The organism is Enterobacter cloacae complex sp. P12RS, assembly GCF_014895875.1.
In the GTDB taxonomy this organism is placed as follows: domain Bacteria; phylum Pseudomonadota; class Gammaproteobacteria; order Enterobacterales; family Enterobacteriaceae; genus Enterobacter; species Enterobacter bugandensis.
Genome location: NZ_JADBQO010000009.1, coordinates 45,788 through 69,228 on the forward strand (window position 1 = coordinate 45,788; position 23,441 = coordinate 69,228).

A 23,441-nucleotide genomic window follows, 5' to 3' on the forward strand; every position below is an offset into this window, starting at 1 on the left:
TTTGCAATTTGACTACATCATTATCGGGGCCGGCTCTGCCGGCAACGTACTGGCTACACGACTGACTGAAGATCCGAACACCACCGTCCTGCTGCTTGAGGCGGGCGGGCCGGACTACCGCTTTGATTTCCGCACCCAGATGCCTGCCGCGCTGGCCTTCCCGCTCCAGGGCAAGCGCTACAACTGGGCGTATGAAACCGAGCCAGAGCCTTTCATGAACAACCGCCGCATGGAGTGCGGACGCGGCAAAGGGCTGGGCGGCTCGTCATTGATCAACGGCATGTGCTACATCCGCGGTAACGCGATGGATCTGGACAACTGGGCGAAAGAGCCGGGTCTGGAGCACTGGAGCTACCTCAACTGCCTGCCCTACTACCGCAAGGCAGAGACCCGCGACGTGGGGCCGAACGACTACCACGGCGGCGACGGTCCGGTGAGCGTCACCACCTCTAAGCCGGGCGTAAACCCGCTGTTTGAAGCAATGGTGGAAGCAGGCGTGCAGGCGGGCTATCCGCGCACCGACGATCTCAACGGCTACCAGCAGGAAGGCTTCGGCCCGATGGACCGCACGGTCACGCCGCAGGGCCGACGCGCCAGCACCGCGCGCGGCTATCTGGACCAGGCAAAACCGCGTCCTAACCTGACCATCCGCACCCACGCCATGACCGATCGCATTATTTTTGACGGCAAGCGCGCGGCGGGCGTTGAGTGGCTGGAAGGCGAGAGCACCATTCCGTCAAAAGCGACGGCGAATAAAGAAGTCCTCCTGTGCGCAGGCGCCATTGCGTCACCGCAGATCCTCCAGCGTTCCGGCGTAGGCAATGCTGAATTGCTGAAGCAGTTCGATATCCCGCTGGTGCACGATCTGCCCGGCGTGGGAGAAAACCTGCAGGATCATCTGGAGATGTACCTCCAGTATGAATGTAAGGAGCCCGTTTCCCTCTACCCTGCCCTGCAGTGGTGGAACCAGCCGAAGATTGGCGCGGAGTGGCTGTTTGGCGGCACCGGCGTGGGTGCGAGCAACCACTTCGAAGCGGGCGGATTTATCCGCAGCCGCGAGGAGTTCGAATGGCCGAACATTCAGTACCACTTCCTGCCGGTAGCGATTAACTACAACGGCTCAAACGCGGTGAAGGAACACGGCTTCCAGTGCCACGTCGGCTCCATGCGCTCCCCGAGCCGTGGACACGTGCGCATTCAGTCGCGCGATCCGCACCAGCATCCGGCGATCCTGTTCAACTATATGTCCCACGAGCAGGACTGGCAGGAGTTCCGCGACGCGATCCGCATCACCCGCGAGATCATGCACCAGCCGGCGCTGGACAAATACCGCGGTCGTGAAATCAGCCCGGGCGTCGAATGCCAGACCGACGAACAGCTGGACGAGTTTGTGCGTAACCATGCCGAAACCGCGTTCCATCCGTGCGGCACCTGCAAAATGGGCTATGACGAGATGGCGGTGGTTGACGGTGAAGGCCGCGTTCACGGGCTGGAAGGATTACGCGTGGTGGATGCGTCGATCATGCCGCAGATTATTACCGGCAACCTGAACGCCACCACGATTATGATCGGTGAGAAAATTGCTGATGCGATTCGCGGGCGCGAGCCGCTGGCAAAAAGTACGGCCGCGTATTATGTGGCCAACGGGGCGCCGGTCAGGCGCTGAGGATATTTCCCCTCCCCCTGGCCCTCTTCCATACGGGAGAGGGCTTCCCACCCAAAATTTATTTTTATTTTCCTGCATCCAGTTCACCCCCTCCCCTCGTATATGCATATGTGAGCAATCCCTTTGCTCCCCAAACCGAGGAAAGATGATGAAAAAGCTAACCCGTGTTGCACTCGTCACCAGCGCTTTACTCTTCTGTGCAGGCACATCAGCCGCCATGACGTCAGGCTCCGTGATGGTAGGCGGAGCCGAAATGTTCCCGAGCAAAAATATCGTTGAAAACGCCGTGAACTCGAAAGATCACACCACGCTGGTGGCCGCCGTCAAAGCGGCTGGACTGGTGGAGACGCTTCAGAGCAAAGGGCCATTCACCGTATTTGCGCCGACCAATGCGGCGTTTGCGAAATTGCCTGCCGGCACGGTCGAGAACCTGGTCAAACCCGAAAACAAAGCCACGCTCACCAGCATCCTCACCTATCACGTGGTCGCCGGTAATTACGATATGAAGGCGCTGGAGCAGAAAATTAAACAGGGCGGCGGACACGCGGAGCTGAAGACCGTTAACGGTCAGCCGCTGTGGATCATGAGCAACGGCCCGCACAACATTCAGCTTAAGGATGGTAAAGGCAATGTGGCGAACATTAGCACCTATGACGTTCATCAAAAAAACGGCGTGATCGATGTAATTGATACCGTCCTGATGCCTAAGTAGTTGTCTATACTTCGGAAGTGTGACGTTACCTTCCGGGAAAAACATGGATAACGCGCTGGCAGAACAGCAGCAGAAATTAATGCAGGCGGTCGCAAACGGCGATCGCCGCGCATTTGAACAACTCTATCGACTCACTTCGCCACACCTGTTTGCCGTCGCGCTGCGCATGCTGCGCGACCGCGCGTGGGCAGAAGAGATCCTTCACGACTGTTTTATCACCGTCTGGAGTAAAGCCGAAACCTACAACGCTGCACTGAGCTCCCCAATGACCTGGCTTACGCATATTGTTCGCAATCGCTGTATTGACTGGCTGCGCAGCGGGCAAACCCGCGCTGCCGAACGCGAGTCACCGTATAGCGAAGTGCTTTTGCCCGGCGAGAACGATGAACAGAATAACTGGCACGACGATGCGCAGGCAGAGCGGCTCAGGCATTGCCTCGAACATTTGAGCAGCGAGCAGCGCCAGAGCATTACGCTCGCCTACTATCAGGGAATGTCTCACAGCGACATTGCCGACTGGCTCCAGCAGCCTGTAGGCTCGGTGAAAAGCTGGATACGTCGGGCAATGGATCATCTTCGGGAGTGCGTGGGGTTATGAATGACGCAGAAAAACGCGACGACATGCTGGCAGCAGAGTATGCCCTCGGCACGCTGCGGGGAGGAGCGCGGCTTCAGTTCCAGAAAAGGGTCCTCCGTGAACCGGCTCTGGCCGCCCGCGTGGCGTACTGGCAGGACATGTTCAGCACGCTGGATAGTCATCTTGTGCCCGTCCCTCCACCCGAGACGGTGTGGAAAAGAATCGCCCTCGACCTGCCGCCCAAAAAGCCTTTACGCCAAAGTCGGCCTTATCTCGGCTGGATGGTTGCGGCCTCACTCGCCGCCCTGACGGTCGTTGCCTGGTATGCCACCCGAGCCCCGGAACTCGCTCCGCTGATGGTACTCAACGATGCCCAACAGCACGGGCAGTGGGTCGTCAGCGCGGACGCCAGCCGCCAGCACCTGAGCATTGCCCCGCTTCGACCGACAGCTGTCGCCGCGCAACACAGCCTGCAGCTTTGGCTGATCCCAGGCGGGCAGGCGCCGGTATCCATGGGGCTGCTGCATAACGACATCCCCACACGCGTCACCCTCAGGAACGCAACGCTCCCTGCTGACGCCACGATAGCCATAAGCCTTGAACCAGAGGGCGGATCGCCCACCGGCCTCCCCACAGGCCCGGTGCTTTACAGTGGCAAACTGTAATCCTCAGGCCCTGTTTGCAGGGCCGTCATCGTCCCCCCTTTTATTTATATAATATTCTCGGTTACCTATAAGAATTAAATATTAGGCCTGCAATTAATTTAATTATTAAAAAACGACATTGACAGACGCTTCCGTACTCCATTAAGTTTTAAACGAACATCATTTTATTCCCGATACAGAATATATCAAAAACCGCATTAATGAATTTGTCATTATTCATTAACGCTTCTCTGCCTTTTATTTTTTGCATCACTCAATAGCGAGATAAGATCATGAATATTAGTGCAAACAAGGTGGTTGTCATCACCGGTGCCAGCAGCGGTATTGGTCAGGCCATTGCCCTCCATTTAGCGAATAACGCGTTTTCGCTGGTGCTGGTGGCGCGCCGTCTGGACAGAATTAATGCCCTGGTGGATCAGATTATTCAACAGGGCGGCAAGGCAATTGCCGTAAAGGCTGACGTGACCCGTCAGGAAGAGGTGCAGCGCGCCATTGACGCTGCCGTTGCCGCATACCAGCGCGTGGATGTGGTGATCAATAACGCGGGCTTTATGGCCATCGCTCCCCTCAGCGAGCTGAAAACCGACGAATGGGACAAGATGATTGATACCAATCTGAAGGGCGTGCTGTACGGCATCGCTGCCGCGCTCCCGGTGTTCCAGCGTCAGGGCAGCGGGCATTTTATTAACGTTGCCTCCGTTGCGGGCATCAAGGTGCTGGCCCCTGGCGGCGTGGTGTATAGCGCCACGAAATTCGCCGTCCGCGCGCTGAGCGAAGGCTTACGTCAGGAGGCAGGTAAAACTATCCGCACGACGCTAATTTCGCCCGGCGCCGTCGAAAGCGAACTGCAATTCGGCAGCTCTGACGAAGACAGCAAAAAATTTCTCCATGAGTTTTATAAGCAGGCTATTCCGGCTGACGCAATTGCCCGCGCGGTTTTATTTGCCATAGAACAGCCTGGCGACGTTGATATTAATGAAATTGTTGTGCGTCCAACGCAGGAAGAATTTTAGCCTGCGTTAAATAATGCTGAATGAGGTGTCATTATGATTAAATCATTAACGTCCTTATCAGATCTCAATATGCGAACGGGTGCCGATATTCTTCTTGAAGTGCTGGAGAGTGAAGGCGTGGAATATATTTTTGGCAACCCCGGCACCACCGAACTTCCGCTCATTGATGCCCTGCTTCGCCATGAAAATATTCACTATATTCTGGCGCTTCAGGAGAGCACCGTGGTGGCGATTGCCGACGGCTATGCGAAAGCCTCCGGCAAAACGGGCTTTATCAATTTGCATACCGCCAGCGGCCTGGGGCACGGCATGGGGAATCTCATTAATTCGCGGATTATGAAAACCCCGCTGGTGGTGACCGTTGGACAGCAGGATACGCGACACTACGTCCGCGACCCGCTTCTGTATGATGATATTGTTTCCATCGGCTCTCCAGTCATGAAGTGGGCGCAGGAGGTCACCAGCGCCGACCAGCTCCCGGTGCTGGTGCGCCGCGCGTTTCACGCTGCCAGCTATCCTCCTGGCGGCCCGGTGCTGCTCTCCCTGCCGATGAACGTGATGGAAGAGCTGAGCGACGCCGGGATACAGACGGCGTCGAGAGTAAACTACCACACCGTTGCGGGCTCGCTGGACGAGCTGGCGGAGGCGCTCAGCGAGATCGCGCCGGGCAGGATCATGATTGTGGCGGGCGACGAGGTGCACTCCAGCGGCTCGACGCAGGAAATTGTCCAGCTGGCGGAAGCGCTCGGCGCCCACGTCTACGGCTCCTCCTGGCCGCTGAATTTGCCATTTCCCACCCAGCACGCGCTCTGGCGGGGCAATATGCCCACCACCGCCAGCGAAATCGCCAGCATCGTCAATGCCTATGACGCCGTGTTTATCATCGGCGGCAGAAGCCTGATCACCATTTTGTACAGCGAGGGCGAGGCCATTCCGGCAACCTGCGCGGTGTATCAGCTCTCGGCGGATATGCACGAGCTTGGCCGCACCTATGCCACTCGCCTTTCGCTGATGGGGGATATCAAACTGTCCCTGCACGAACTGCTGCCGAAGCTTGAGCAGCGCCTGATCGCCAACACGCTGGCCCACCAGCAGTTGCTGGTGGCGGCCCGCGACGAACGTGAAAAAGAGTGGCAGCAGCAGGAAGAACGTCTGTCGGCAGAGCGGCTGCGCCCGCATATTTCGCCGATGGTCGCAGCCTTTGAAGTCATTAAATCCATTCCGCCGGGTATCACCATCGTTGATGAGGCGATAGCGACCGCCAGGCATGTCCGCCGGTTCATCTCTGACCAGCAGCATCAGCGCTACTACTTTATGCGCGGCGGCGGACTGGGCTGGGGGATGCCTGCCTCCGTGGGGCATTCGCTGGGACGCGGACAGGAGCCGGTGGTCTGCCTGATCGGCGACGGGGCCTCCCTGTACTCGCCGCAGGCACTCTGGACGGCAGCACACGAAAATCTGCCGGTCACCTTTATCGTCATGAATAACAGGGAGTACAACATCCTGAAAAACTTTATGAAGAGCCAGGCCGACTACAGCTCAACGCGGCTGGGCCGTTTTATCGGGATGGACCTCGTGAACCCGCATATCGATTTTCAGTCGCTGGCCACCGCCATGGGCGTCCACTGCTGCCGGGTGACCGAGGCAGCGGATATCGCCGAAGCGGTAACGCGCGGCCTGCAGTCCGGAAAAACCAACCTGATTGAAATCGCTATTTCCGCGGATTAGCCGCGTGGTTGGGCTGTACCCTACATAAAAACTTATAACCGAAACGCCTCAAGCCGCTTTATCTGCCGTCCTTCCTCGTCAAAATTCGCCGCCGCCAGCCAGGCGCGCAGCTCCGCGTCTCTTTGCGGCCATTCGCCATCAATAATAGAAAGCATATCGCTGTCGCGGTTGCGGCCTTTCCGCACCAGCCGCTGGCGTAAGCGCCCTTCCCAGACGAACCCAAGCCGCTCCGCGGCGCTGCGCGATGCGGTATTCATCGAATCGCACTTCCACTCCAGCCGTCGGTATTTGTGGTCAAAGGCGTTTTTCAGCAGCAGCCACACCGCCTCGGTGCCGATGCGAGTGCCTTTCATCCTGCGCGACCAGGTGACGTGGCCGATCTCCACCGAGCCCTGAAAGCGCTCTATCGCCATATAGCTCACCAGTCCGACCGCCTTTTCAGTGCGTAAATCCATCACGGCAAAGGGCACTAGGTCATCATCCATCACCTTTCCGGACACCCAGTGTGCGGTGGCTTCCACGCTTTCAGGCCGGGTGCTGGCAAGCCACGTCCAGTCGCTGTCGTCGCCCAGCGCGTAGGCCTCAAAGAGATCCGCCGCGTGACGCCCGGCGTCCAGCGGCTCAAGACGGCAATACTGCCCGGTCAGCGGCGTGCGGGTTAATACCTGCGCGCACTTCCAGTCCGGGACGAGATCGTTAACGGTTTGACCATATTGATTGATTTCGGGCACGGGGGTGACTCCCTGAAAGGTAAGAATTTTGTTATAGCAGGTTAAAAGGGCGGCGAAAAGAGAGGCGTTAATAACCAGGCCGCATGCGATATATCCGCATGGCATAAGCAAAGCAGAATTTCGACTTTGAAGAAATGTGGAGTCGACCTAACGTAGCGGAGCATAAAACAATCACAATATAATCTTCTCAGGGATCGCTATGACAAAAAAACTGTTGCCGTTACTGATGCTGGCTGCGCTCTCAGGCGCTACCCACGCCGCTACGCCGCCGACGACGCTGGTAGTTGCTCAGGGTCTTGATGACATCGTGAGCCTCGACCCGGCCGAAGCCAACGAGCTCTCCAGCATCCAGACCGTGCCGAGCCTGTACCAGCGTCTGGTGCAGCCGGACCGCGATAATCCGGAAAAAATCACGCCGGTTCTGGCAGAAAGCTGGGACGCGGATGCGGCAGCAAAAACCCTGACCATCAAGCTTAAACCCGATGCAAAATTCGCCTCCGGCAACCCGCTGCGCCCGGAAGACGTGATTTTCTCTTATACCCGCGCCGTGAAGCTGAACAAATCCCCGGCCTTTATCCTCAACGTGCTGGGCTGGGACGCGAGCAACATCGCCAGCCAGCTGAAAAAGGTGGACGATCATACCCTCCAGCTTCACTGGACGGCGGACGTTAGCCCCTCGGTGGCGCTGAATATTCTCTCCACGCCGATAGCCTCCATCGTCGATGAAAAGCAGGTCGCGGCAAACGTCAAGGATAATGACTTCGGCAACGCCTGGCTGAAAATGCACTCGGCGGGCAGCGGCGCGTTCAAAATGCGCGTCTATCAGCCGCATCAGGCCATCGTGCTGGAAGCCAACGATTCCGCCCCCGGCGGCGCGCCGAAGCTCAAAAGCATCATCATTAAAAACGTTCCCGATCCGGCTTCACGCCGCCTGCTGATCCAGCAGGGGGATGCGGACGTGGCGCGCGATTTGGGTGCAGACCAGATTAGCGCCCTCGACGGCAAGCCGGGCGTGAAGGTGCTGAGCATTCCGTCCGCCGAGCAGAATTACCTGGTGTTTAACACCGGCAACAGCGCCAATCCGCTGCTGAACAACCCGGCGTTCTGGGAAGCGTCGCGCTGGCTGGTCGACTATGACGGCATCACTAAAAACCTGCTGAAAGGCCAGTATTTTGTTCACCAGAGCTTCCTGCCGGTCGGCCTGCCGGGCGCGCTGGAAGACAATCCGTTTAAATTTGACCCGGCAAAAGCGAAGGCAATCCTCGCCAAAGCGGGCATTAAGGACGCGCACTTCACGCTGGAAGTGGAGAACAAGCCGCCGTTTATCACTATTGCCCAGTCGATGCAGGCGAGCTTTGCTCAGGGTGGCGTGAAGGTGGATCTGCTGCCTGCCGCCGGGAGCCAGGTCTATGCCCGCGTGCGCGCTAAGCAGCATCAGGCGGCGATTCGTCTGTGGATCCCGGACTACTTCGATGCGCACTCAAACGCCAGCGCCTTCGCGTGGAACGACGGGAAGTCCAGCACCGTGGCCGGTCTGAACGGCTGGAAAATCCCGGAGCTGAACAAGGCCACGCTGGCGGCGGTTGCCGAACCGGATCCGGCGAAGCGTCTGGATCTGTACAAGAAGATGCAGGAACAGCTGCAGCAGAGCTCGCCGTACGTGTTCGTCGATCAGGGCAAAACCCAGATCGCGGTGCGCGATAACGTGAAGGGATATCAGCAGGGGCTGAACGCGGATATGGTCTGGTACGATCGCGTCACGAAGTAGCCCTTGTTGCCGGGTGGCGTTGCGCTTACCCGGCCTGTGTTCTCGGTTTTTGTAGGCCGGGTAAGGCGAAGCCGCACCCGGCATGAAGAGATTTCCCATGCCACATCTTTCCACCCGCGTGCTTCAGGGTCTGCTGACCCTGCTGCTGACGCTCTTCGGGCTGCTGCTCGTCACGTTTGCGCTTTCGGCGTTTTCCCCGGTCGATCGCGTGCTGCAGATCGTCGGGGATCACGCCAGCCAGTCAACGTACGATCAGGTTCGCCACCAGCTCGGGCTGGATCGTCCCCTGCCCGTGCAGTTCTGGCACTATCTGCAAAATCTCGCCCACGGTGATTTAGGCACCGCCAGCGCTACCGGGCAGCCGGTGCTGCAGGATCTGCTGCACGCCTTCCCCGCTACGCTGGAGCTGGCGACGCTGGCGTTAATCATTGGGTCCGTGCTCGGCGTGACGGCCGGGGTGCTGTGCGCCCGCTACGCCGGTTCGCCGCTCGATGTCGCGATCAGAACGCTTACCCTGCTCGGCAACTCGGTGCCGATTTTCTGGCTTGGCCTGCTGATGCTGGCCCTGTTCTACGCGAAGCTGCAGTGGAGCGTGGGCCCCGGCAGGCTGGACGATATCTGGCAGTTCACCGTCGAGCCGCGCACCGGCTTTGCGCTGATAGACACCTGGCTTTCCGGCGATCGCGAGGCATTCCGCAACGCCATCAGCCACCTGGTGCTGCCGGTGCTGCTACTGGCCTATTACTCGCTGGCAAGCATTACCCGCCTGACCCGCTCGGCCTGCCTCAGCGAAATGAACAAGGAGTACATCCTGCTTGCCCGCGCCAAGGGTGCCGGGGTGATGGCCATTCTGCTGCGCCACGTGCTGCCGAACATTCGCAGCACCCTGCTGACGGTGATCGCCCTGGCCTATACCAGCATGCTGGAAGGTGCGGTATTAACCGAAACCGTGTTCTCGTGGCCGGGCATCGGACGCTATCTCACCACCGCCCTGTTCGCCGGAGACACGACCGCGGTTATGGGCGGTACGCTGCTGATTGGCGTCTGCTTTGTACTGATCAATAACCTTACCGACCTGCTTGTGCGGGCGACCGATCCCAGGGTGCGCTGATGCCGTTTTATCTCTTCTTACGCCGCCTGCGCCGCTCCCCTGCCGCCGTTTGCGGACTGATTGGCCTCGCGCTGCTGGTGTTTATTGCCCTGTTCGCGCCCTGGCTGGCGCCGGTAGATCCGAACTGGCAGGACGCTGCCGCGCGCCTGGAGGCACCTGGCGCCCGGCACTGGCTGGGCACCGACAGCTACGGGCGCGATCTGCTCTCGCGCCTGATTTACGGCACCCGTCCGGCGCTCGGGCTGGTGGCCCTGGTGACGGTCATTACCCTGCCCGCCGGGCTGCTGGTGGGCATTTTGTCCGGCTACTACGGCGGCTGGGTGGAGCGTATCCTGATGCGCTTTACCGACGTGGTGATGTCGATGCCGCGCCTGATCCTCGCCTTCGCGTTTGTGGCGATGCTTGGCCCGGGGCTGGTCAACGGCGCGCTGGCGCTGGCCTTAACCACCTGGCCCGCCTACGCGCGTCAGGCGCGGAGCGAGATTCAGCGTCTGCGCCACAGCGATTATCTGGCCGCCGCGGAGATGATGGGGATCCGCGGCCTGCGCCTGCTGGTCGGCCATATTCTGCCCCTGTGCCTGCCGTCCGCGATTGTGCGGCTGGCGCTGGATCTGGCGGGGATTATTCTGGCCGCCGCCGGTCTCGGCTTCCTCGGCCTTGGCGCGCGTCCGCCCATGGCCGAATGGGGGGCGATGATTGCCGACGGCATGCAGGTGATTTTCGACCAGTGGTGGATTGCCGCCATTCCGGGCGGCGCCATCCTGTTTGCCAGCCTGGCGTTTAACCTGCTGGGCGATGGCCTGCGCGACGTACTGGAGCCACAGCATGACTGAACACCGCGTTATCGTCGATGCGCTAAATATCGACTACCCCGCCGCGCGCGTGGTCAACAACCTGAGCTTTCGGCTTGGCAACGAGCGGCTGGCGCTGGTGGGAGAATCCGGCTCCGGTAAGTCGATGTCCGCCCGCGCCCTGATGGGTCTGGTGCGTAAACCCGGTATCGTGAGCGCGAACCGGCTTAACGTGCTTGGCAACGATCTGCTGACCCTGAACGCCCGCCGCTGGCAGGCGCTGCGCGGCAACGGGATTGCGATGGTCCTGCAGGACCCGCGCTACGCCCTAAACCCCGTGAAAAGCGTCGCCGCCCAGCTTGATGAGGCGCTCACGCTGCATCAGCGCCTGACGCGCCCGGAGCGTGCGGCGCGCATTCACGACATCATCCGCGCCGTCGGGCTGAACGAGAACGTGCTGTCACGCTATCCCGGCGAGCTTTCCGGGGGCATGGGCCAGCGGGTGATGATTGCGATTGCGCTGATCAACAACCCGCAGGTACTGATTGCCGACGAACCGACCTCCGCGCTGGACGCCCGCCTGCGCAATCAGATCCTCGAGCTGCTGGTGCAGCAGTGCGAAGAACGCCAGATGGCGATGCTGTTAATCAGCCACGATCTTCCGCTGGTGGCGGAGCACTGCGACCGCGTGCTGGTGATGTATCAGGGTGAAAAGGTCGATGAGATGGCGGCGAACCGGCTCCCGCAGGCGACGCATCCGTACACGCGCACCCTGTGGACCTGTCGTCCAGACGCCCATACTTATGGACAGATGCTGCCGACGCTCGATCGTTCGCAGCCGTGGAAGGAGGCCAGCGATGGCGCTCGTTGAGGTTAACCAGGTGCAGGTCACCTTCGGGGAAAAAACGGCGGTCTCTGCCGCCAGCTTTAGCATAGAGAGAGGCGAGACGTTCAGCCTGATTGGCGAATCCGGCTGCGGCAAATCGACCCTTCTGCGCGTGCTGGCAGGGCTACAGCGCGAGTGGCGCGGCAGTATTGCCCTGCTGGGGGAAACGTTAACGCCAGGGCGCCGCTTTGAAGGCAAGCTTCGCCGCAACGTGCAGATGGTGTTTCAGGATCCGTGGGCCTCGCTGCATCCAAACCACACCATTGCGCGCACCCTGTCGGAGCCGTTAAGCCTACACGGCGAAACGCAGGTTGCGGAAAAGGTGGCGGATGCGCTGCAGCAGGTGGGACTTTCCGCCGACGCGGGCAGGCGCTACCCGCACCAGCTTTCCGGCGGCCAGCGCCAGCGCGTTGCCATTGCCCGGGCGCTGCTGCTGCGCCCGCAGCTTCTGCTGCTGGATGAACCGACCTCGGCGCTGGATATGTCGGTGCAGGCGGAAATCCTGAACCTGCTTAACCGCCTGAAGGCCGAGCATGAGATGACCTATCTGCTGGTGAGCCACGACGCGGACGTGATTGCCCATATGTCCGACCGGGCAGCGTTTATGGCGCACGGGGCGATTCAGAAGGTGTTTGACCGTGAGGCGATGTTACGGGGCGAGCACAGAATGGGTTAAGTTTTGCAAGCCGGGCAAGGCATCGCCGCCACCCGGCATAAAATTACTTCAGCAGCTTAACCGTGGCGTCGATGTCGATTTCATCTTCGGTAAAGATCATCGTCGTGTTCTGGAAGGTGGTGATCGCCAGCTTCTTCACCGTGCGCATTTCGCCCGGCTTCTTGTCGGATTTTGGTTTGATGCTGTTCATCAGCAGACCCACCGACAGCACCGCGTTCTCTTTGTCGATTTTGGTCTCAACGGGCTCTTCTTCGCTGAATACCACGAAGGATTTGATCGAGGTGAGCTTCACGCGCTCGCCCGCGATATAGAGATGCTTGCTCTCCGGGATCACCTTCACCGCATACGCGGAAAGGCCTTTGGTGTTGGTGGTTGGCTCGAAGGTCACCGCAGCGTCTTTTTTAATCAGATCGGGGTTCGCGACCTTAATCACATGAAAATAGCGGTTGTCGCCGTTTTCATCTTTGATAAATCCGAAGCCTTTATCTTTAAACCACGTTGTGATTGTACCGTTCATCGCTGTTACCGCCTGTCAGATCGTAATGACTAAAGTTTTGCAGCGCGCAGTGTAATGCACAATGGCGGAGGAGACAAAAAAAAGCCCCTGCTCGGAGGCAGGGGAAAACTCATGTCAGAGCTTATTAGAATTTAGTTGAACACCATCCCACCATCGATGAGCAGAGACTGGCCGGTCATATAGTCAGAGTCTGGCCCGGCAAGATATGAAACGCAGGCGGCAACATCTTCCGGTTCGGACAGGCGGCCAAGCGTAATGCGTTTGGCAAAGGTCTCGGTCCCGTAGCCGAGCGGTTTACCCGCCGCCTCGGAGACCTGACGGTCGATCTCCGCCCACATCGGCGTTTTAACGATGCCCGGGCAGTAGGCGTTAACGGTGATCCCCAGCGGAGCAAGATCCCGTGCGGCGGTCTGGGTTAAGCCGCGCACCGCAAATTTACTGGAACTGTAGACGGCCAGCTCCGGGTTGCCGGTGTGGCCCGCCTGGGAGCAGGCGTTGATGATTTTGCCGCCGTGCCCCTCTTTGCGGAACGCGTCAATCGCTGCCTGAATGCCCCAGATCACCCCTTTCACGTTGATGTTGTAGACCTTGTCGACAATCTCCGGCGTGATGGATTCGATCGGCGTGGACGGCGCCACCCCGGCGTTGTTGACGATAACGTTGAAGCCGCCCAGTTCGGTGCGGGCTTTCTCCACGGCCGCAAACACCTGCTCGCGGTCAGAGACGTCGACCTTCACGGCGACGGCCTTCCCGCCGCTGCGGATGATTTCATCGGCAACCGCTTTCGCCGTCTCTTCGTTGTAATCGGCGATAGCGACGGCAAAACCATCCTTCACCAGACGAAGCGCGATCGCTTTGCCAATCCCCTGGCCTGAGCCGGTTACGAGAGCCACTTTTTGCATTTCTCTGTCCTTATGTTGATTCACAAAATCTGGCTGAGATGGAGCTGGCCCATCAGCAGCGGGTTATCGCTGTAGTCGACGGGAATGGCCACCACGGCCGGGCCATCGACATCCATTGCGGCACGCAGCGTCGGTTCGAGCGCGTCGGCGCTCTCGACGGCGAAGCCCTTAGCGCCGAACGCGTCGGCATAGGCTTTGAAATCGACCGGGCCGAACTCCACGCCGGAAAGACGCTGGTATTTTTTCTCTTCCTGAATGGCAACCATGTTGTAGGCGTTATCCACCCAGATGATGTGCAGCACGTTGGCGTTGAGGCGCACGGCGGTTTCCAGCTCCATGCTCGACTGCAAAAAGCCGCCGTCGCCGGAGACCGACACCACTTTGCGCCCCGGGTTGACCAGCCACGCGCCAATCGCCCACGGCAGCGCCACGCCCATGGTCTGCTGACCGTTGGAGATCATCACCTGACGCGCGCGGAAGCTATAGAGGTAGCGGGCAATCCAGATGTGGAAGCTGCCCATATCGACGGTAAGCGTCACGTCGTTGTTCACGATGTCCTGCATGGCGCGCACGATGCGAAGCGGATGCAGGGCAAACTGGTTAAGCGATGCGCCGCGGCGGTCGAGGAGGTCCCGCTGATGCTGGCGATCGACCAGAATTTCCGAGGCGCGCTGGCTCAGTTCAAGCTTGTGCTCAATGCGGCTGGCGAGCAGGTTCAGCGTGGCGGCGATATCCCCCACCAGCTCCAGATCGGGAACATACTTGCGCTCCTCATAGGCGGGCAGCACGTCAATGTGCACCAGCGTGGCGTCGCCGCTGTTCCACATAGAAGGCTCGTACTCCACCGGGCTGTAGCCGATGCAGATAATCAGATCCGCCAGATGCAGCAGCCGGTCGCCCGCCTGGTTGTTAAACAGGCCGACGCGTCCGGCAAAGCGGGTGAAGTGCTCCTGATTGACCGCCCCGGCGGCCTGGTAGGTGCTGGTGACCGGGATACGGCTTTTCTCCAGCAGCTTGCGCAGCGCGGCGCTGTTGGCGGGCTGGCTGGCCATCAGGCCGAGTAAGATGACCGGGTTTTTGGCCTTTTCAATAAGCTTCGCCACGTCGTTAATGGCGGATTCCGGTGCCGGCCCCATCAGCGCGGGACCGCTGGCGGGCAAAATCGCCCCCGTGGTGGGCTGGTCGACAATATCCTGCGGCAGGCTGACAAACGCCCCGCCCGGCCTGCCGTGCTCGGCGGCGCGAAACGCGTTGGACACCACCTCGGCAATCGCGTCCGGGGAGTTCACTTCTACGGCGTATTTCGTCACCGGGCTGAACATTGCGACGGTGTCCATGCTCTGATGCACCAGCTTCGCTTTGTCTGCCCGCTTCACCGCCCCGCCCAGCGCGACCACCGGGTCGCCTTCGCTGTTGGCGGTGGCAATACCGGTGATCAGGTTTGAACAGCCCGGTCCGGAGGTGACCAGCGCCACCCCGGCTTTGCCGGTCAGACGCCCCACTGCCGCCGCCATAAACGCCGCGTTGGCCTCGTGGCGTACGGGAATGATCTCGATGGAGGAGTCCAGCAGGGAGTCAAAAACCTTGTCGATTTTTGCCCCCGGGATCCCGAACACCTGCTTCACGCCCTGCGCTTCCAGCTGGCCGACAACCATATCGGCGCCGTGCGCCCACTGACGTGACTGTTTCTCACTGTTCACGGTAGTTCTCCTGTTAGTTTTCGACGGCGCGGATAGCCGCATCAAGGTTGCTGGGGTGCAGGTTGGCCTGTAAAAACGCGCTGTCGGCAGGCAGGTCGATCATCAGCTTGTGAATTTCACCGAAGGTGAGTACGCCGCTCTCCAGCTGGTAATCGAGCAGATGGCCGCCGCCCTGTCGGTCGTCGGTGATGAAGTGTTCGTGATAGCCCGCCACGTTGATGCCCTGCATATGCTGCGGGGTACGGAACCCCACCAGCACGCCCTCGCGCTGGTTAAAGCGGAACACCGGCTGGTCGTCCAGCACGTCGGTCATCGCCCGGTACGGAGGCGTCTGGCGCGGTACGGTGCGGGTGTGCGCGTGGCGGAAGTTGCCGTCGATGCGCAGCGCGCAGAACAGGTTATCGGAGGGGATCTGCTGGTCGATCACGTCGTGGATCTGCTGACGGCTGACCGGCCCGTCGAAGGTTTTGCGGTATTGGGGCTGGAACCAGGTCATCACCGCGAACGGCGTTTTCTGCTCCGGCTTCGCGGCGCGGGCGCTGCCGTCGGCGCGCAACTGGTAGACCTGGCTGCTGAAGGCAATCATTTCGCCGTCCAGCTCGTTAAAGGTGCCGAGGCCAAAATCGCCGTGTGCCAGCAGGTCGGCGATGGTGGTCTCCCCTTCGTAGACGCCGCTCAGCAGGGCGCTCATTAGCGATGTCTGATAGATCACGCTGTCAGGATGTTGAGCCGAGAACCCGCGCAGGGTCTCGCATAAACTCGCCTCACAGTCGCATGCAGATGAATGCATCATCATGCTCGTCCTCTTCAACTTTATTTATAAAGGTTAAATAAATGTTGACCCGATTCAGCAGAGAGTTCCAATATAGAATCCATGCTGGTTTGAGACGTTTTTGATATGGAACTTCGTTATCTGCGCTATTTTGTCGCGGTAGCACGCGAGCGACACTTCACCAGGGCGGCCAACGCGCTGGGTATTTCACAGCCTCCTCTGAGCCAGCAGATCAAACGGCTTGAGGAGGAAGTGGGCACGCCGCTGTTCAGGCGCCTGACGCGGGGCGTGGAGCTGACCGAGGCGGGAGAAGCCTTCTATGAGGACGCCTGTAAAATCCTGGCGCTGAGCGACGCCGCGCTGGAGAAAGCCCGGGGCATCGCGCGCGGGCTGAACGGCAGCCTGTCGATTGGCATTACCAGTTCGGATGCTTTTCATCCCAAAATCTTCGCCCTGATCCGCCAGTTTCAGGTGCAGAACATGGCAGTGCAGGTTCACCAGGTGGAAGCCAACATGTCGTCGCTGACCACGATGCTGGCGGAGGGTGAACTGGATATCGCCTTTGTGCGCCTGCCGTGCGAAAGCAGCAAGGTATTCGAATTAAAAATCCTCGACCGGGAGCCAATGGTGGTGGCGCTGCATCGCGATCATCCTCTGGCGACGTGCGGCGATCTGGCGCTGGAGGAACTTCGGGATACGCCGGTGGTGTTGTTCCCGCAGGAGGTCGCGCCGGGGCTGTATGACCGGGTTTACGGCTGCTGCAAGCGGGCCGGAATAAACGTGCAGCGCGCGCTGCAGTCGTCGCAGCTTTCCTCTTCCCTGAGCATGGTCTCCGCCGGCGGCGGGTTCGCGCTGGTGCCGAAATCCATGGCGGCCATTTCACCGCCGAATGTCACCTACCACGCGCTGCGCTCGCCGGAGCTTTATACCGATATCGCGCTCTGCTGGCGGCGCTTCGAACGTTCGCGGACGGTGAAGCGGTTTCTGGCGATGATGAGCGAGGATTAATGGTGCGGCGGTGCCCGGAAATGCCGTTCTGGAAGCCGCCTCGCAAACCTGCAAGCAACCTTATGTAATTCAGGGTTATCCCTTTTCATCCCTTCTCCGCGGTCGTAAAGTGCCTGCGTTGCGGCACAACCGTAACCGGGCGTAGGAACCCGTTAGCATAACATGACGTTTTTTTAGACAAAGAGGATGCTAAATGGCTACTACCCCAGGATTTTCTTACGCGCTCTCTGAAGAAAGCGCTGTTCATCACCTCATCAACGCTTCAATTTCCGATTCTGCGGATCTTTTTGAACTGGTCGATGCCTGTACCGCGTATGTCAGCGTACTGGTGGAAAATGACGACGCAGTGACCTTTGCCACGCTATGCGAGCGACTGCTGGCTGCGCTGAAACGGCTGCGCGAGTGCTGTGACTCAGAACTTCCACCGTATCTGGTGGAACGGCTCATTGCCGGGGAAAAGATCGCCTCCTGCGTGCCGGAATGCTGGCAAGAAACGGCGCTACAGGTGGATTATGCCGTGGCGTTAACGCTGGCAGTAATGGGCGGGACATTACCTGCGAGCGTGGCGAAAGAACTCACCGGGCTGTTGCATGATATGGTCTGGCTGCTGGCGGAGTTTGTGAAGGAGCCTTATATAACGGCGCACTGAGGCGGGTGATGGGTGGCCGGGGTTCTGCTGGGGTAAAAAGCAGGACTTTGGCCTTACTCAAAGTACAGAGTAGTTTGTTGAATGTCCGTTAAGAGCGAAATGCGGAAGTTAGCGCTTATTCTATTAATCTTAAAGATGGCTGCCAAAGTTGTGGTGTTTCACCTTTGATGAAAGTTTTTCATTCTGGAAAATACCATTGGCTTATGCATTCCTGTGAACGTATGTTGAAAACAACTAAAAGCGTGAATATGAATTCATTTTAAAACATGGAATTAGAGGTCGTGGTGAGAAGACGTTATGTGATTGCAGATGTGTTTACTGATAAACCTTTTTGCGGCAACCCGGTTGCAGTCGTTCTGGATGCCAAGGGACTGACTACTGAGCAAATGCAACTGCTCGCCTTAGAATTTGGCTACAGTGAAACGACCTTCGTCTTACCACCCGAAGATTTATCAAATACAGCCCGGGTACGGATTTTTACCCCATCGCGTGAAATACCTTTCGCCGGTCATCCCAATGTGGGGACGGCTTTTGTCCTGGCAAACCAGGCTGAACTCAATGGCATATCGCTGCCTGAAACGTTACTTTTTGAAGAGGGTGCCGGGCTGGTGCCAGTCAGAATTATTAGAGAAAATAAAATGGTCACAGGAGCAGAGCTTCTGGTGCCAGAAGCATTATCCTGCTACTCCGAGGTCAATCCAGAAAAAGTGGCCACCTGCCTGTCTCTGGAAACTAGTGATATACGTACAGAAATACATATGCCTCTCGTTGCCTCAGTTGGCTTACCATTTTTGATTGTAGAGCTCGCAACGCGGAACGCGCTTCGCAGTTGTGTCCCGAATTTGCAGGGTTTCCGGGCCATTCTGCCACTAGACGGTGCGGTTTCTGTTTATGCCTATACGCTGGAAACTGATCCTGAAAACCAGTGTGATTTGCAGGCCCGTATGTTTACGCCACGAATGACCGAAGATCCAGCAACAGGTAGTGCGACAGCGGCAGTTACTGCCCTGTTGGCACAGCTTCGCAATGAAAAAGAACTTTCGCTCTGTGTAAGCCAGGGCGTAGATATGGGACGGGCCAGCATATTGTTTTCAGGCTACGATGGCACGTCAGAAACACCATCCGTCAGGGTGGGAGGGAAAAGCGTTATTGTCATGGAAGGCTCGTTTACTTTGCCTTGAAGCATGTGCGTTTAGTCCGCTCTGAGCGAGGAGCGGACATTCGCCCCTCTGTCGTATGTCCTTAAAGAGCGCACACCAGATATAAAAGAATTGCGTTAGTGTACCTTCCTATTTTGACGGGATGTTGCATATGTCATCACTACCGCCCCCAGTAGTAACAAACCACTTAAACCAAATGCACTTCTCCATCCCAGACTGTCGAATGCCAGACCTCCAGCCGTTGAACCAAGCGCAATCGATAGCTGGATCACCGCAACCATGAGGCCACCACCCCTCTCTGCATCTTCGGGTAACGCTCGTGCTATCCATGTCCACCATCCTGTTGGCGCAGCCGTCGCAAGTAGCCCCCACAGGCTTAATAATACGGCAACGGCCCAGATGTGGTGTCCGACCAGCAGTAACGCACCAGTAATCGCGGCCATAAGCAACGGGATCATGATTAAGGTCTTGTAAAATTTGGCGTTCAGGAATGTTGAGACGATCATTGTGCCGACAAAACCTGCTATGCCTATTGCAAGCAAAATCAGAGAAAGGTTAGAAGGTCCCACTCTGGTGACGCTCTCCAGAAAGGGGCGCACGTAGGTAAACAAAGCAAACTGTCCCATAAAGAAGAGCCCGCAGGCAAGCATTCCCGTTGGTACGATGGCAACGCTGAACAGACGAAGCACAGACCCCTGTGGTTTTTGTGTTTTATCGCTTTCCATCGAAGGCAGGCTGAACCATTGCCAGATGAACGCAGCTATCGCAAGAGGGACGAGACATAAAAAGGCCCCACGCCAACCGACCGTTGTCCCCAGATAACTACCAAGCGGCGCAGCCACAACGGTGGCCAGCGCGTTACCGCCGTTAAAAATTGCCAGTGCGCGGGGAACCTGGTGCTGTGGCACGAGCCGAATGGCGGTTGCAGCCGACATTGACCAGAACCCTCCGATGACGACGCCAATCAGAGCCCTCCCCAGCATATAAATCGGATAGTCAGGCGCCATGGTGATAACTAACCCTGATATGGCCATTAAGACCGTTAGCCCAAGCAGAAGATATTTACGATTCAGGTCTCCGGCAATATGGGATATAGTCAGACTGGTCAGCACTGCCAGTGCGCCAGAGACGGCAATTCCTTGCCCTGCCAACCCTTCGGTAACGTGCAAATCGCGGGCAATGAGCGTAAGCAGGCTGACTGGCATAAACTCAGAAGCGATCAGCACAAACACGCAAAGCGTCATGGCAAATACGCCGCTCCAGTATGCATGCTTTTTTTCGTATGATGGTTTTAGACTTACAGTGGACATTATTAGCATCCCTTAATATCGAACCAGCCAGATTCAGGCGCAGTCGGGTCAGAAGTTATTCAGGGAATAACGACAAAATAGGTGGGTGAGAATATGGGGCGATGTGACATATTCTGCGTCACACCAGGCAGGTAAAAGCCACCCGTTTATGACAGGTGGCCTGGTAAACCTTTCGGGTTACCTTAAGTTTGCTTTGAAAAATTGCTCAAATTTGCCAAATGGGATCTTACCCGCAACGTTGTCGTACAGATCAACATGGTTTGCCCCAGGGACAATCACTAACTCTTTCTCTTTGCTGCCGATTGCCTTAAAGGCATCTTCAGCAAAATAGCGTGAATGGGCTTTTTCGCCGGTCACGATGAGTGTAGGGATAGTAACTTCATTGGCGTAACTCAGCAGCGGCATATTCATAAATGACAGCGGCATGGTTGCATTCCAGGCACCGGTTGAGTTGACCGAACGCTCATGGAAACCACGCGGCATGCGGTAATAATCAAAGAACTCTTTCAATACTGGGTTAGGATTCGCGGGCAGAGTTTCCGGCAGAATACGATCGGAAGCGGTGACGTTGCCCTTCTCATCAACATAAATGTCATGCCCGCCTGGCGCGAAAGCGCCATTTTCCGCATCCTTCCAGCGCTGCGTGTTCAGATACTGCAATACGGCACGACGATCGGCAGTGGTATAGCGGTCTTTGCCATCGCCCACGCCATGCCCCATCGCACGGCTCATGTCATACATCACGCTGGTCGCCACCGCCTTGACACGCGTGTCCACCGCGGCGTCGTTTAAGGCCATGCCGCCCCATCCGCAGATACCGAGCAGCCCGATACGGTTGCGATCCACCTCTTTTTGCAGGCCTAAGAAATCAACCGCCGCGCTGAAATCCTCGGTGTTGATATCCGGAGATGCGACGTTGCGCGGGTAGCCGCCGCTTTCGCCCGTGTATGAAGGGTCGAAAGCCAGAGTGACAAATCCCTGTTCAGCCAGCGTCTGCGCATACAGGCCGCTGGATTGCTCTTTCACCGCCCCGAAGGGGCCGCTAACAGCAATAGCTGCCAGCTTGCGATCCCCACGATCCTTCGGGATGTAGAGATCCCCGACTAAGGTGATCCCGTATCGGTTCGGAAAGGTCACCTTACGGTGATCAACTTTCGTGCTCTCAGCAAAAGTTTTATCCCATTTCTCGACCAGCGAAACGGGCGCGTTCGGATTGGCTGTATCAGCGTAACTCATATTTGTGACTCCACTTAATGATGCGCATAACAACAGGGCGGGTATCGCAGTTGTCAATTTTTGGGTGAAAGCAGTCATCAAAATCCCCTTCATAAAACGTGCCAGAAACAGGTTTCATACGGACAACGCTGCTGTGCTTTGTTGCAATGCGCACATTATAGTTAGCAGAAATAGTACTGATTAGAGGGTGAAAAATGCTAAGATTGATAACATATTGTTCTGAATTGTGATGCGGCAGCAGGGGAAGGATGATGGCGAAACGGGAAAACTATAACGATCTCTATCTGTTTATGCAGGTCGTGCGAGAAGGGAGTTTTACTGCCGCCGCGCAGAGGCTTGGCCTGGCGCAGTCAGGAATTAGTCGTGCAGTGCGCGAGTTGGAAGAACGACTGGGCGTGCAGCTTCTGGTGCGTACCACGCGCAAGTTATCGCTCACCCATGCCGGCGAGTTGCTCTATCGAACCGTCGAATCTGGATTTGACGCTTTAGATATGGGGCTTGCCACGCTGGCCCATTATCGCCATACCCCATCGGGTACGGTCCGTATTAATGCCAGTCAGCACGCCATTGATAAAGTGCTGCTGCCGAAGCTGGCGGTGTTTAAACAACGCTACCCAGATATTCGGCTGGAGCTCATCAGCGAAAGCCGGTTTGTCGATATTATTGCTGAGCGCTTCGATGCCGGTATACGTCTGGGCTCGGAAGTAGGTAGCGGTATGGTCGCGGTGCGCATTTCGCCCGATATGGAGATGGCCGTTGTCGGCACGCCCGAGCACTTTCGTCGCTACGGATTTCCGCAAACTCCCTCCGATTTAGTGGTTCATCCCTGCATCGCTTACCAGTTTGGAGACGGCAGCCTGTATGCATGGGAACTCAATCAAGACGGTAAAAAGATAACCCATCAACCTCAGGGACAATGGGCCTTTGCTGACAGCTATATGGAAGCCAAAGCCGCCCGGCTAGGCCTGGGACTGGCTTATGTTCCGGAGGAATTGGTTTCTGATGATATAGAACAGGGGGCGCTGATCAGAGTTTTGCAATGCTACAGTCAGCGCCTGGAAGGTTCATATATCTATTATCCGCACCGCAATGTGTCACCCGCTCTAAGAGCGGTTATCGATACATTGAGAATTTAAGGGATAAAGATGAGGTGGTTCGCAGGCCTGGGTAATAGTTGAAAAACAACGTCCGCTCCTGGCACAGGGCTGCTGTTGCAGCCCTGACAACCTTAGACTTCAATCGATTCAGAGATCTCTAACGCATCATCGACTTCGATGCCTAGATAACGGACAGTGCTTTCCAGTTTCTTATGGCCCAACAGAAGTTGGATCACCCGGAGATTCTTGGTTTTCTTGTATATCAGGTAAGGTTTTGTTCTTCTCATGGAATGTGTGCTGTAAAGCGAAGCTTCGAGACCAAGCTTTTCTACCCACCCATGAAAAATTCGGCTGTATTGTCGGGTTGATATGTGCCGGTTAGTTCCGATCCGAGACCGAAACAAGAAGTCTTTACTGTGCAAATTGCCAAGCTTTATCAATGCAGCAACAGCTTCTCTTGTCCCTTTGGTTATCTCAAATTGCACAGGGCTTCCGGTTTTCTGTTGCAGCACCGTTGCTCTGCTTGAAACCGAGCTACCATATGCAACATCAGATACTTTGAGGTTCACCAGATCGCAGCCTCGTAGCTTACTGTCTAAGGCCATATTGAACAGAGCTAAATCACGCGTTTTACCTTCCAGTTCAAGCCGGATTCGGATCCCCCAGATATGAGATATCTGAAGTGGTCTTTTTTGGCCTATGATACGGTCTTTATTCCACGGTGACGTGTTCATACTCAAATCTCCTGCAATGTGGGAGATTTGAG

Annotated in this window: 23 protein-coding genes; 15 read left to right on the forward strand and 8 right to left on the reverse strand. The window is 57.4% G+C overall.

Going from position 1 to position 23,441, the window contains the following annotated elements; all coding sequences use genetic code 11:
- Position 1 precedes the first annotated feature (1 nt).
- From betA to IM284_RS06885, 6 genes are all read left to right on the forward strand, one after another.
- Positions 2-1,666: a choline dehydrogenase gene (betA, locus tag IM284_RS06860; RefSeq protein WP_047367685.1), complete on the forward strand. Its 1,665-nt coding sequence runs from the start codon at positions 2-4 to the stop codon at positions 1,664-1,666.
- A gap of 148 nt (positions 1,667-1,814) precedes the next feature.
- Positions 1,815-2,378, forward strand: coding sequence for a fasciclin domain-containing protein (locus IM284_RS06865; protein WP_028012276.1), 564 nt, complete (start codon positions 1,815-1,817; stop codon positions 2,376-2,378).
- Between the two features lie 43 nt (positions 2,379-2,421).
- A complete protein-coding gene (locus IM284_RS06870) occupies positions 2,422-2,976 on the forward strand; it encodes an RNA polymerase sigma factor (protein WP_045260746.1) in 555 nt (184 codons plus the stop codon).
- Complete coding sequence (locus tag IM284_RS06875; RefSeq protein ID WP_028012274.1) at positions 2,973-3,620, forward strand: anti-sigma factor domain-containing protein; 648 nt, start codon at positions 2,973-2,975, stop codon at positions 3,618-3,620. The genes IM284_RS06870 and IM284_RS06875 overlap by 4 nt, the downstream gene beginning before the upstream one ends.
- A 272-nt stretch (positions 3,621-3,892) precedes the next feature.
- Positions 3,893-4,633 carry an SDR family oxidoreductase gene (locus IM284_RS06880; RefSeq protein WP_126326958.1) on the forward strand — a complete coding sequence of 247 codons (741 nt, stop codon included), beginning with the start codon at positions 3,893-3,895 and terminating at the stop codon, positions 4,631-4,633.
- A 33-nt stretch (positions 4,634-4,666) separates the two neighbouring features.
- Positions 4,667-6,361 (forward strand): thiamine pyrophosphate-binding protein, encoded by a 1,695-nt coding sequence (locus IM284_RS06885; RefSeq protein ID WP_047367683.1) that lies wholly within the window; start codon positions 4,667-4,669, stop codon positions 6,359-6,361.
- Positions 6,362-6,393: 32 nt separating this feature from the next.
- On the opposite strand, the gene IM284_RS06890 is transcribed toward IM284_RS06885, so the two are convergent.
- Positions 6,394-7,092, reverse strand: a complete 699-nt coding sequence (locus IM284_RS06890; protein ID WP_028012271.1) for a GNAT family N-acetyltransferase — start codon at positions 7,090-7,092, stop codon at positions 6,394-6,396.
- 199 nt (positions 7,093-7,291) lie between these two features.
- Between IM284_RS06890 and IM284_RS06895 the strand changes: the two genes are divergently transcribed.
- From IM284_RS06895 to IM284_RS06915, 5 genes are all read left to right on the forward strand, one after another.
- The gene (locus IM284_RS06895; protein ID WP_047367682.1) at positions 7,292-8,860 is read left to right on the forward strand and encodes an ABC transporter substrate-binding protein; all 1,569 of its coding nucleotides are present in this window, start codon (positions 7,292-7,294) and stop codon (positions 8,858-8,860) included.
- Positions 8,861-8,957: 97 nt separating this feature from the next.
- Complete coding sequence (locus tag IM284_RS06900; RefSeq protein ID WP_047367681.1) at positions 8,958-9,971, forward strand: ABC transporter permease; 1,014 nt, start codon at positions 8,958-8,960, stop codon at positions 9,969-9,971.
- The gene (locus IM284_RS06905; RefSeq protein ID WP_193053037.1) at positions 9,971-10,804 is read left to right on the forward strand and encodes an ABC transporter permease; all 834 of its coding nucleotides are present in this window, start codon (positions 9,971-9,973) and stop codon (positions 10,802-10,804) included. Before IM284_RS06900 ends, IM284_RS06905 begins: the two co-directional genes overlap by 1 nt.
- Positions 10,797-11,633: an ABC transporter ATP-binding protein gene (locus tag IM284_RS06910; RefSeq protein ID WP_047367679.1), complete on the forward strand. Its 837-nt coding sequence runs from the start codon at positions 10,797-10,799 to the stop codon at positions 11,631-11,633. The genes IM284_RS06905 and IM284_RS06910 overlap by 8 nt, the downstream gene beginning before the upstream one ends.
- Positions 11,620-12,324: an ABC transporter ATP-binding protein gene (locus tag IM284_RS06915; protein WP_047367678.1), complete on the forward strand. Its 705-nt coding sequence runs from the start codon at positions 11,620-11,622 to the stop codon at positions 12,322-12,324. The genes IM284_RS06910 and IM284_RS06915 overlap by 14 nt, the downstream gene beginning before the upstream one ends.
- Positions 12,325-12,367: 43 nt before the next feature.
- On the opposite strand, the gene IM284_RS06920 is transcribed toward IM284_RS06915, so the two are convergent.
- The 4 genes from IM284_RS06920 to budA all read right to left on the reverse strand — a co-directional run bounded on the left by IM284_RS06920 (position 12,368) and on the right by budA (position 16,236).
- Positions 12,368-12,841 (reverse strand): cold-shock protein, encoded by a 474-nt coding sequence (locus IM284_RS06920; protein ID WP_045260739.1) that lies wholly within the window; start codon positions 12,839-12,841, stop codon positions 12,368-12,370.
- A 131-nt stretch (positions 12,842-12,972) separates the two neighbouring features.
- On the reverse strand, positions 12,973-13,743 hold the full coding sequence (locus IM284_RS06925; RefSeq protein WP_041910982.1) for a (S)-acetoin forming diacetyl reductase: 771 nt from the start codon (positions 13,741-13,743) through the stop codon (positions 12,973-12,975).
- Between the two features lie 20 nt (positions 13,744-13,763).
- On the reverse strand, positions 13,764-15,443 hold the full coding sequence (gene alsS, locus IM284_RS06930) for an acetolactate synthase AlsS (RefSeq protein ID WP_028012264.1): 1,680 nt from the start codon (positions 15,441-15,443) through the stop codon (positions 13,764-13,766).
- Positions 15,444-15,456: 13 nt separating this feature from the next.
- Positions 15,457-16,236 carry an acetolactate decarboxylase gene (gene budA, locus IM284_RS06935; protein ID WP_028012263.1) on the reverse strand — a complete coding sequence of 260 codons (780 nt, stop codon included), beginning with the start codon at positions 16,234-16,236 and terminating at the stop codon, positions 15,457-15,459.
- Between the two features lie 105 nt (positions 16,237-16,341).
- Between budA and IM284_RS06940 the strand changes: the two genes are divergently transcribed.
- The 3 genes from IM284_RS06940 (at position 16,342) to IM284_RS06950 (ending at position 19,053) form a co-directional block, all read left to right on the forward strand.
- A complete protein-coding gene (locus IM284_RS06940) occupies positions 16,342-17,223 on the forward strand; it encodes a LysR family transcriptional regulator (RefSeq protein ID WP_047367677.1) in 882 nt (293 codons plus the stop codon).
- A gap of 193 nt (positions 17,224-17,416) precedes the next feature.
- Complete coding sequence (locus IM284_RS06945; protein ID WP_047367676.1) at positions 17,417-17,872, forward strand: hypothetical protein; 456 nt, start codon at positions 17,417-17,419, stop codon at positions 17,870-17,872.
- A gap of 284 nt (positions 17,873-18,156) precedes the next feature.
- The gene (locus tag IM284_RS06950) at positions 18,157-19,053 is read left to right on the forward strand and encodes a PhzF family phenazine biosynthesis protein (RefSeq protein WP_047367772.1); all 897 of its coding nucleotides are present in this window, start codon (positions 18,157-18,159) and stop codon (positions 19,051-19,053) included.
- A 95-nt stretch (positions 19,054-19,148) separates the two neighbouring features.
- Here IM284_RS06950 and IM284_RS06955 read toward each other — a convergent pair whose 3' ends face one another.
- Positions 19,149-20,342: an MFS transporter gene (locus IM284_RS06955; RefSeq protein ID WP_047367675.1), complete on the reverse strand. Its 1,194-nt coding sequence runs from the start codon at positions 20,340-20,342 to the stop codon at positions 19,149-19,151.
- Positions 20,343-20,519: 177 nt separating this feature from the next.
- The gene (locus IM284_RS06960) at positions 20,520-21,656 is read right to left on the reverse strand and encodes an alpha/beta hydrolase (protein ID WP_072058737.1); all 1,137 of its coding nucleotides are present in this window, start codon (positions 21,654-21,656) and stop codon (positions 20,520-20,522) included.
- Between the two features lie 173 nt (positions 21,657-21,829).
- On the opposite strand from IM284_RS06960, the gene IM284_RS06965 reads away from it, so the two are divergent.
- Positions 21,830-22,714 (forward strand): LysR family transcriptional regulator, encoded by an 885-nt coding sequence (locus IM284_RS06965; RefSeq protein ID WP_047367673.1) that lies wholly within the window; start codon positions 21,830-21,832, stop codon positions 22,712-22,714.
- Positions 22,715-22,806: 92 nt separating this feature from the next.
- Here the strand turns inward: IM284_RS06965 and IM284_RS06970 are convergent, their stop codons facing one another.
- Positions 22,807-23,409 carry a site-specific integrase gene (locus tag IM284_RS06970; protein ID WP_023320086.1) on the reverse strand — a complete coding sequence of 201 codons (603 nt, stop codon included), beginning with the start codon at positions 23,407-23,409 and terminating at the stop codon, positions 22,807-22,809.
- Positions 23,410-23,441 lie beyond the last annotated feature (32 nt).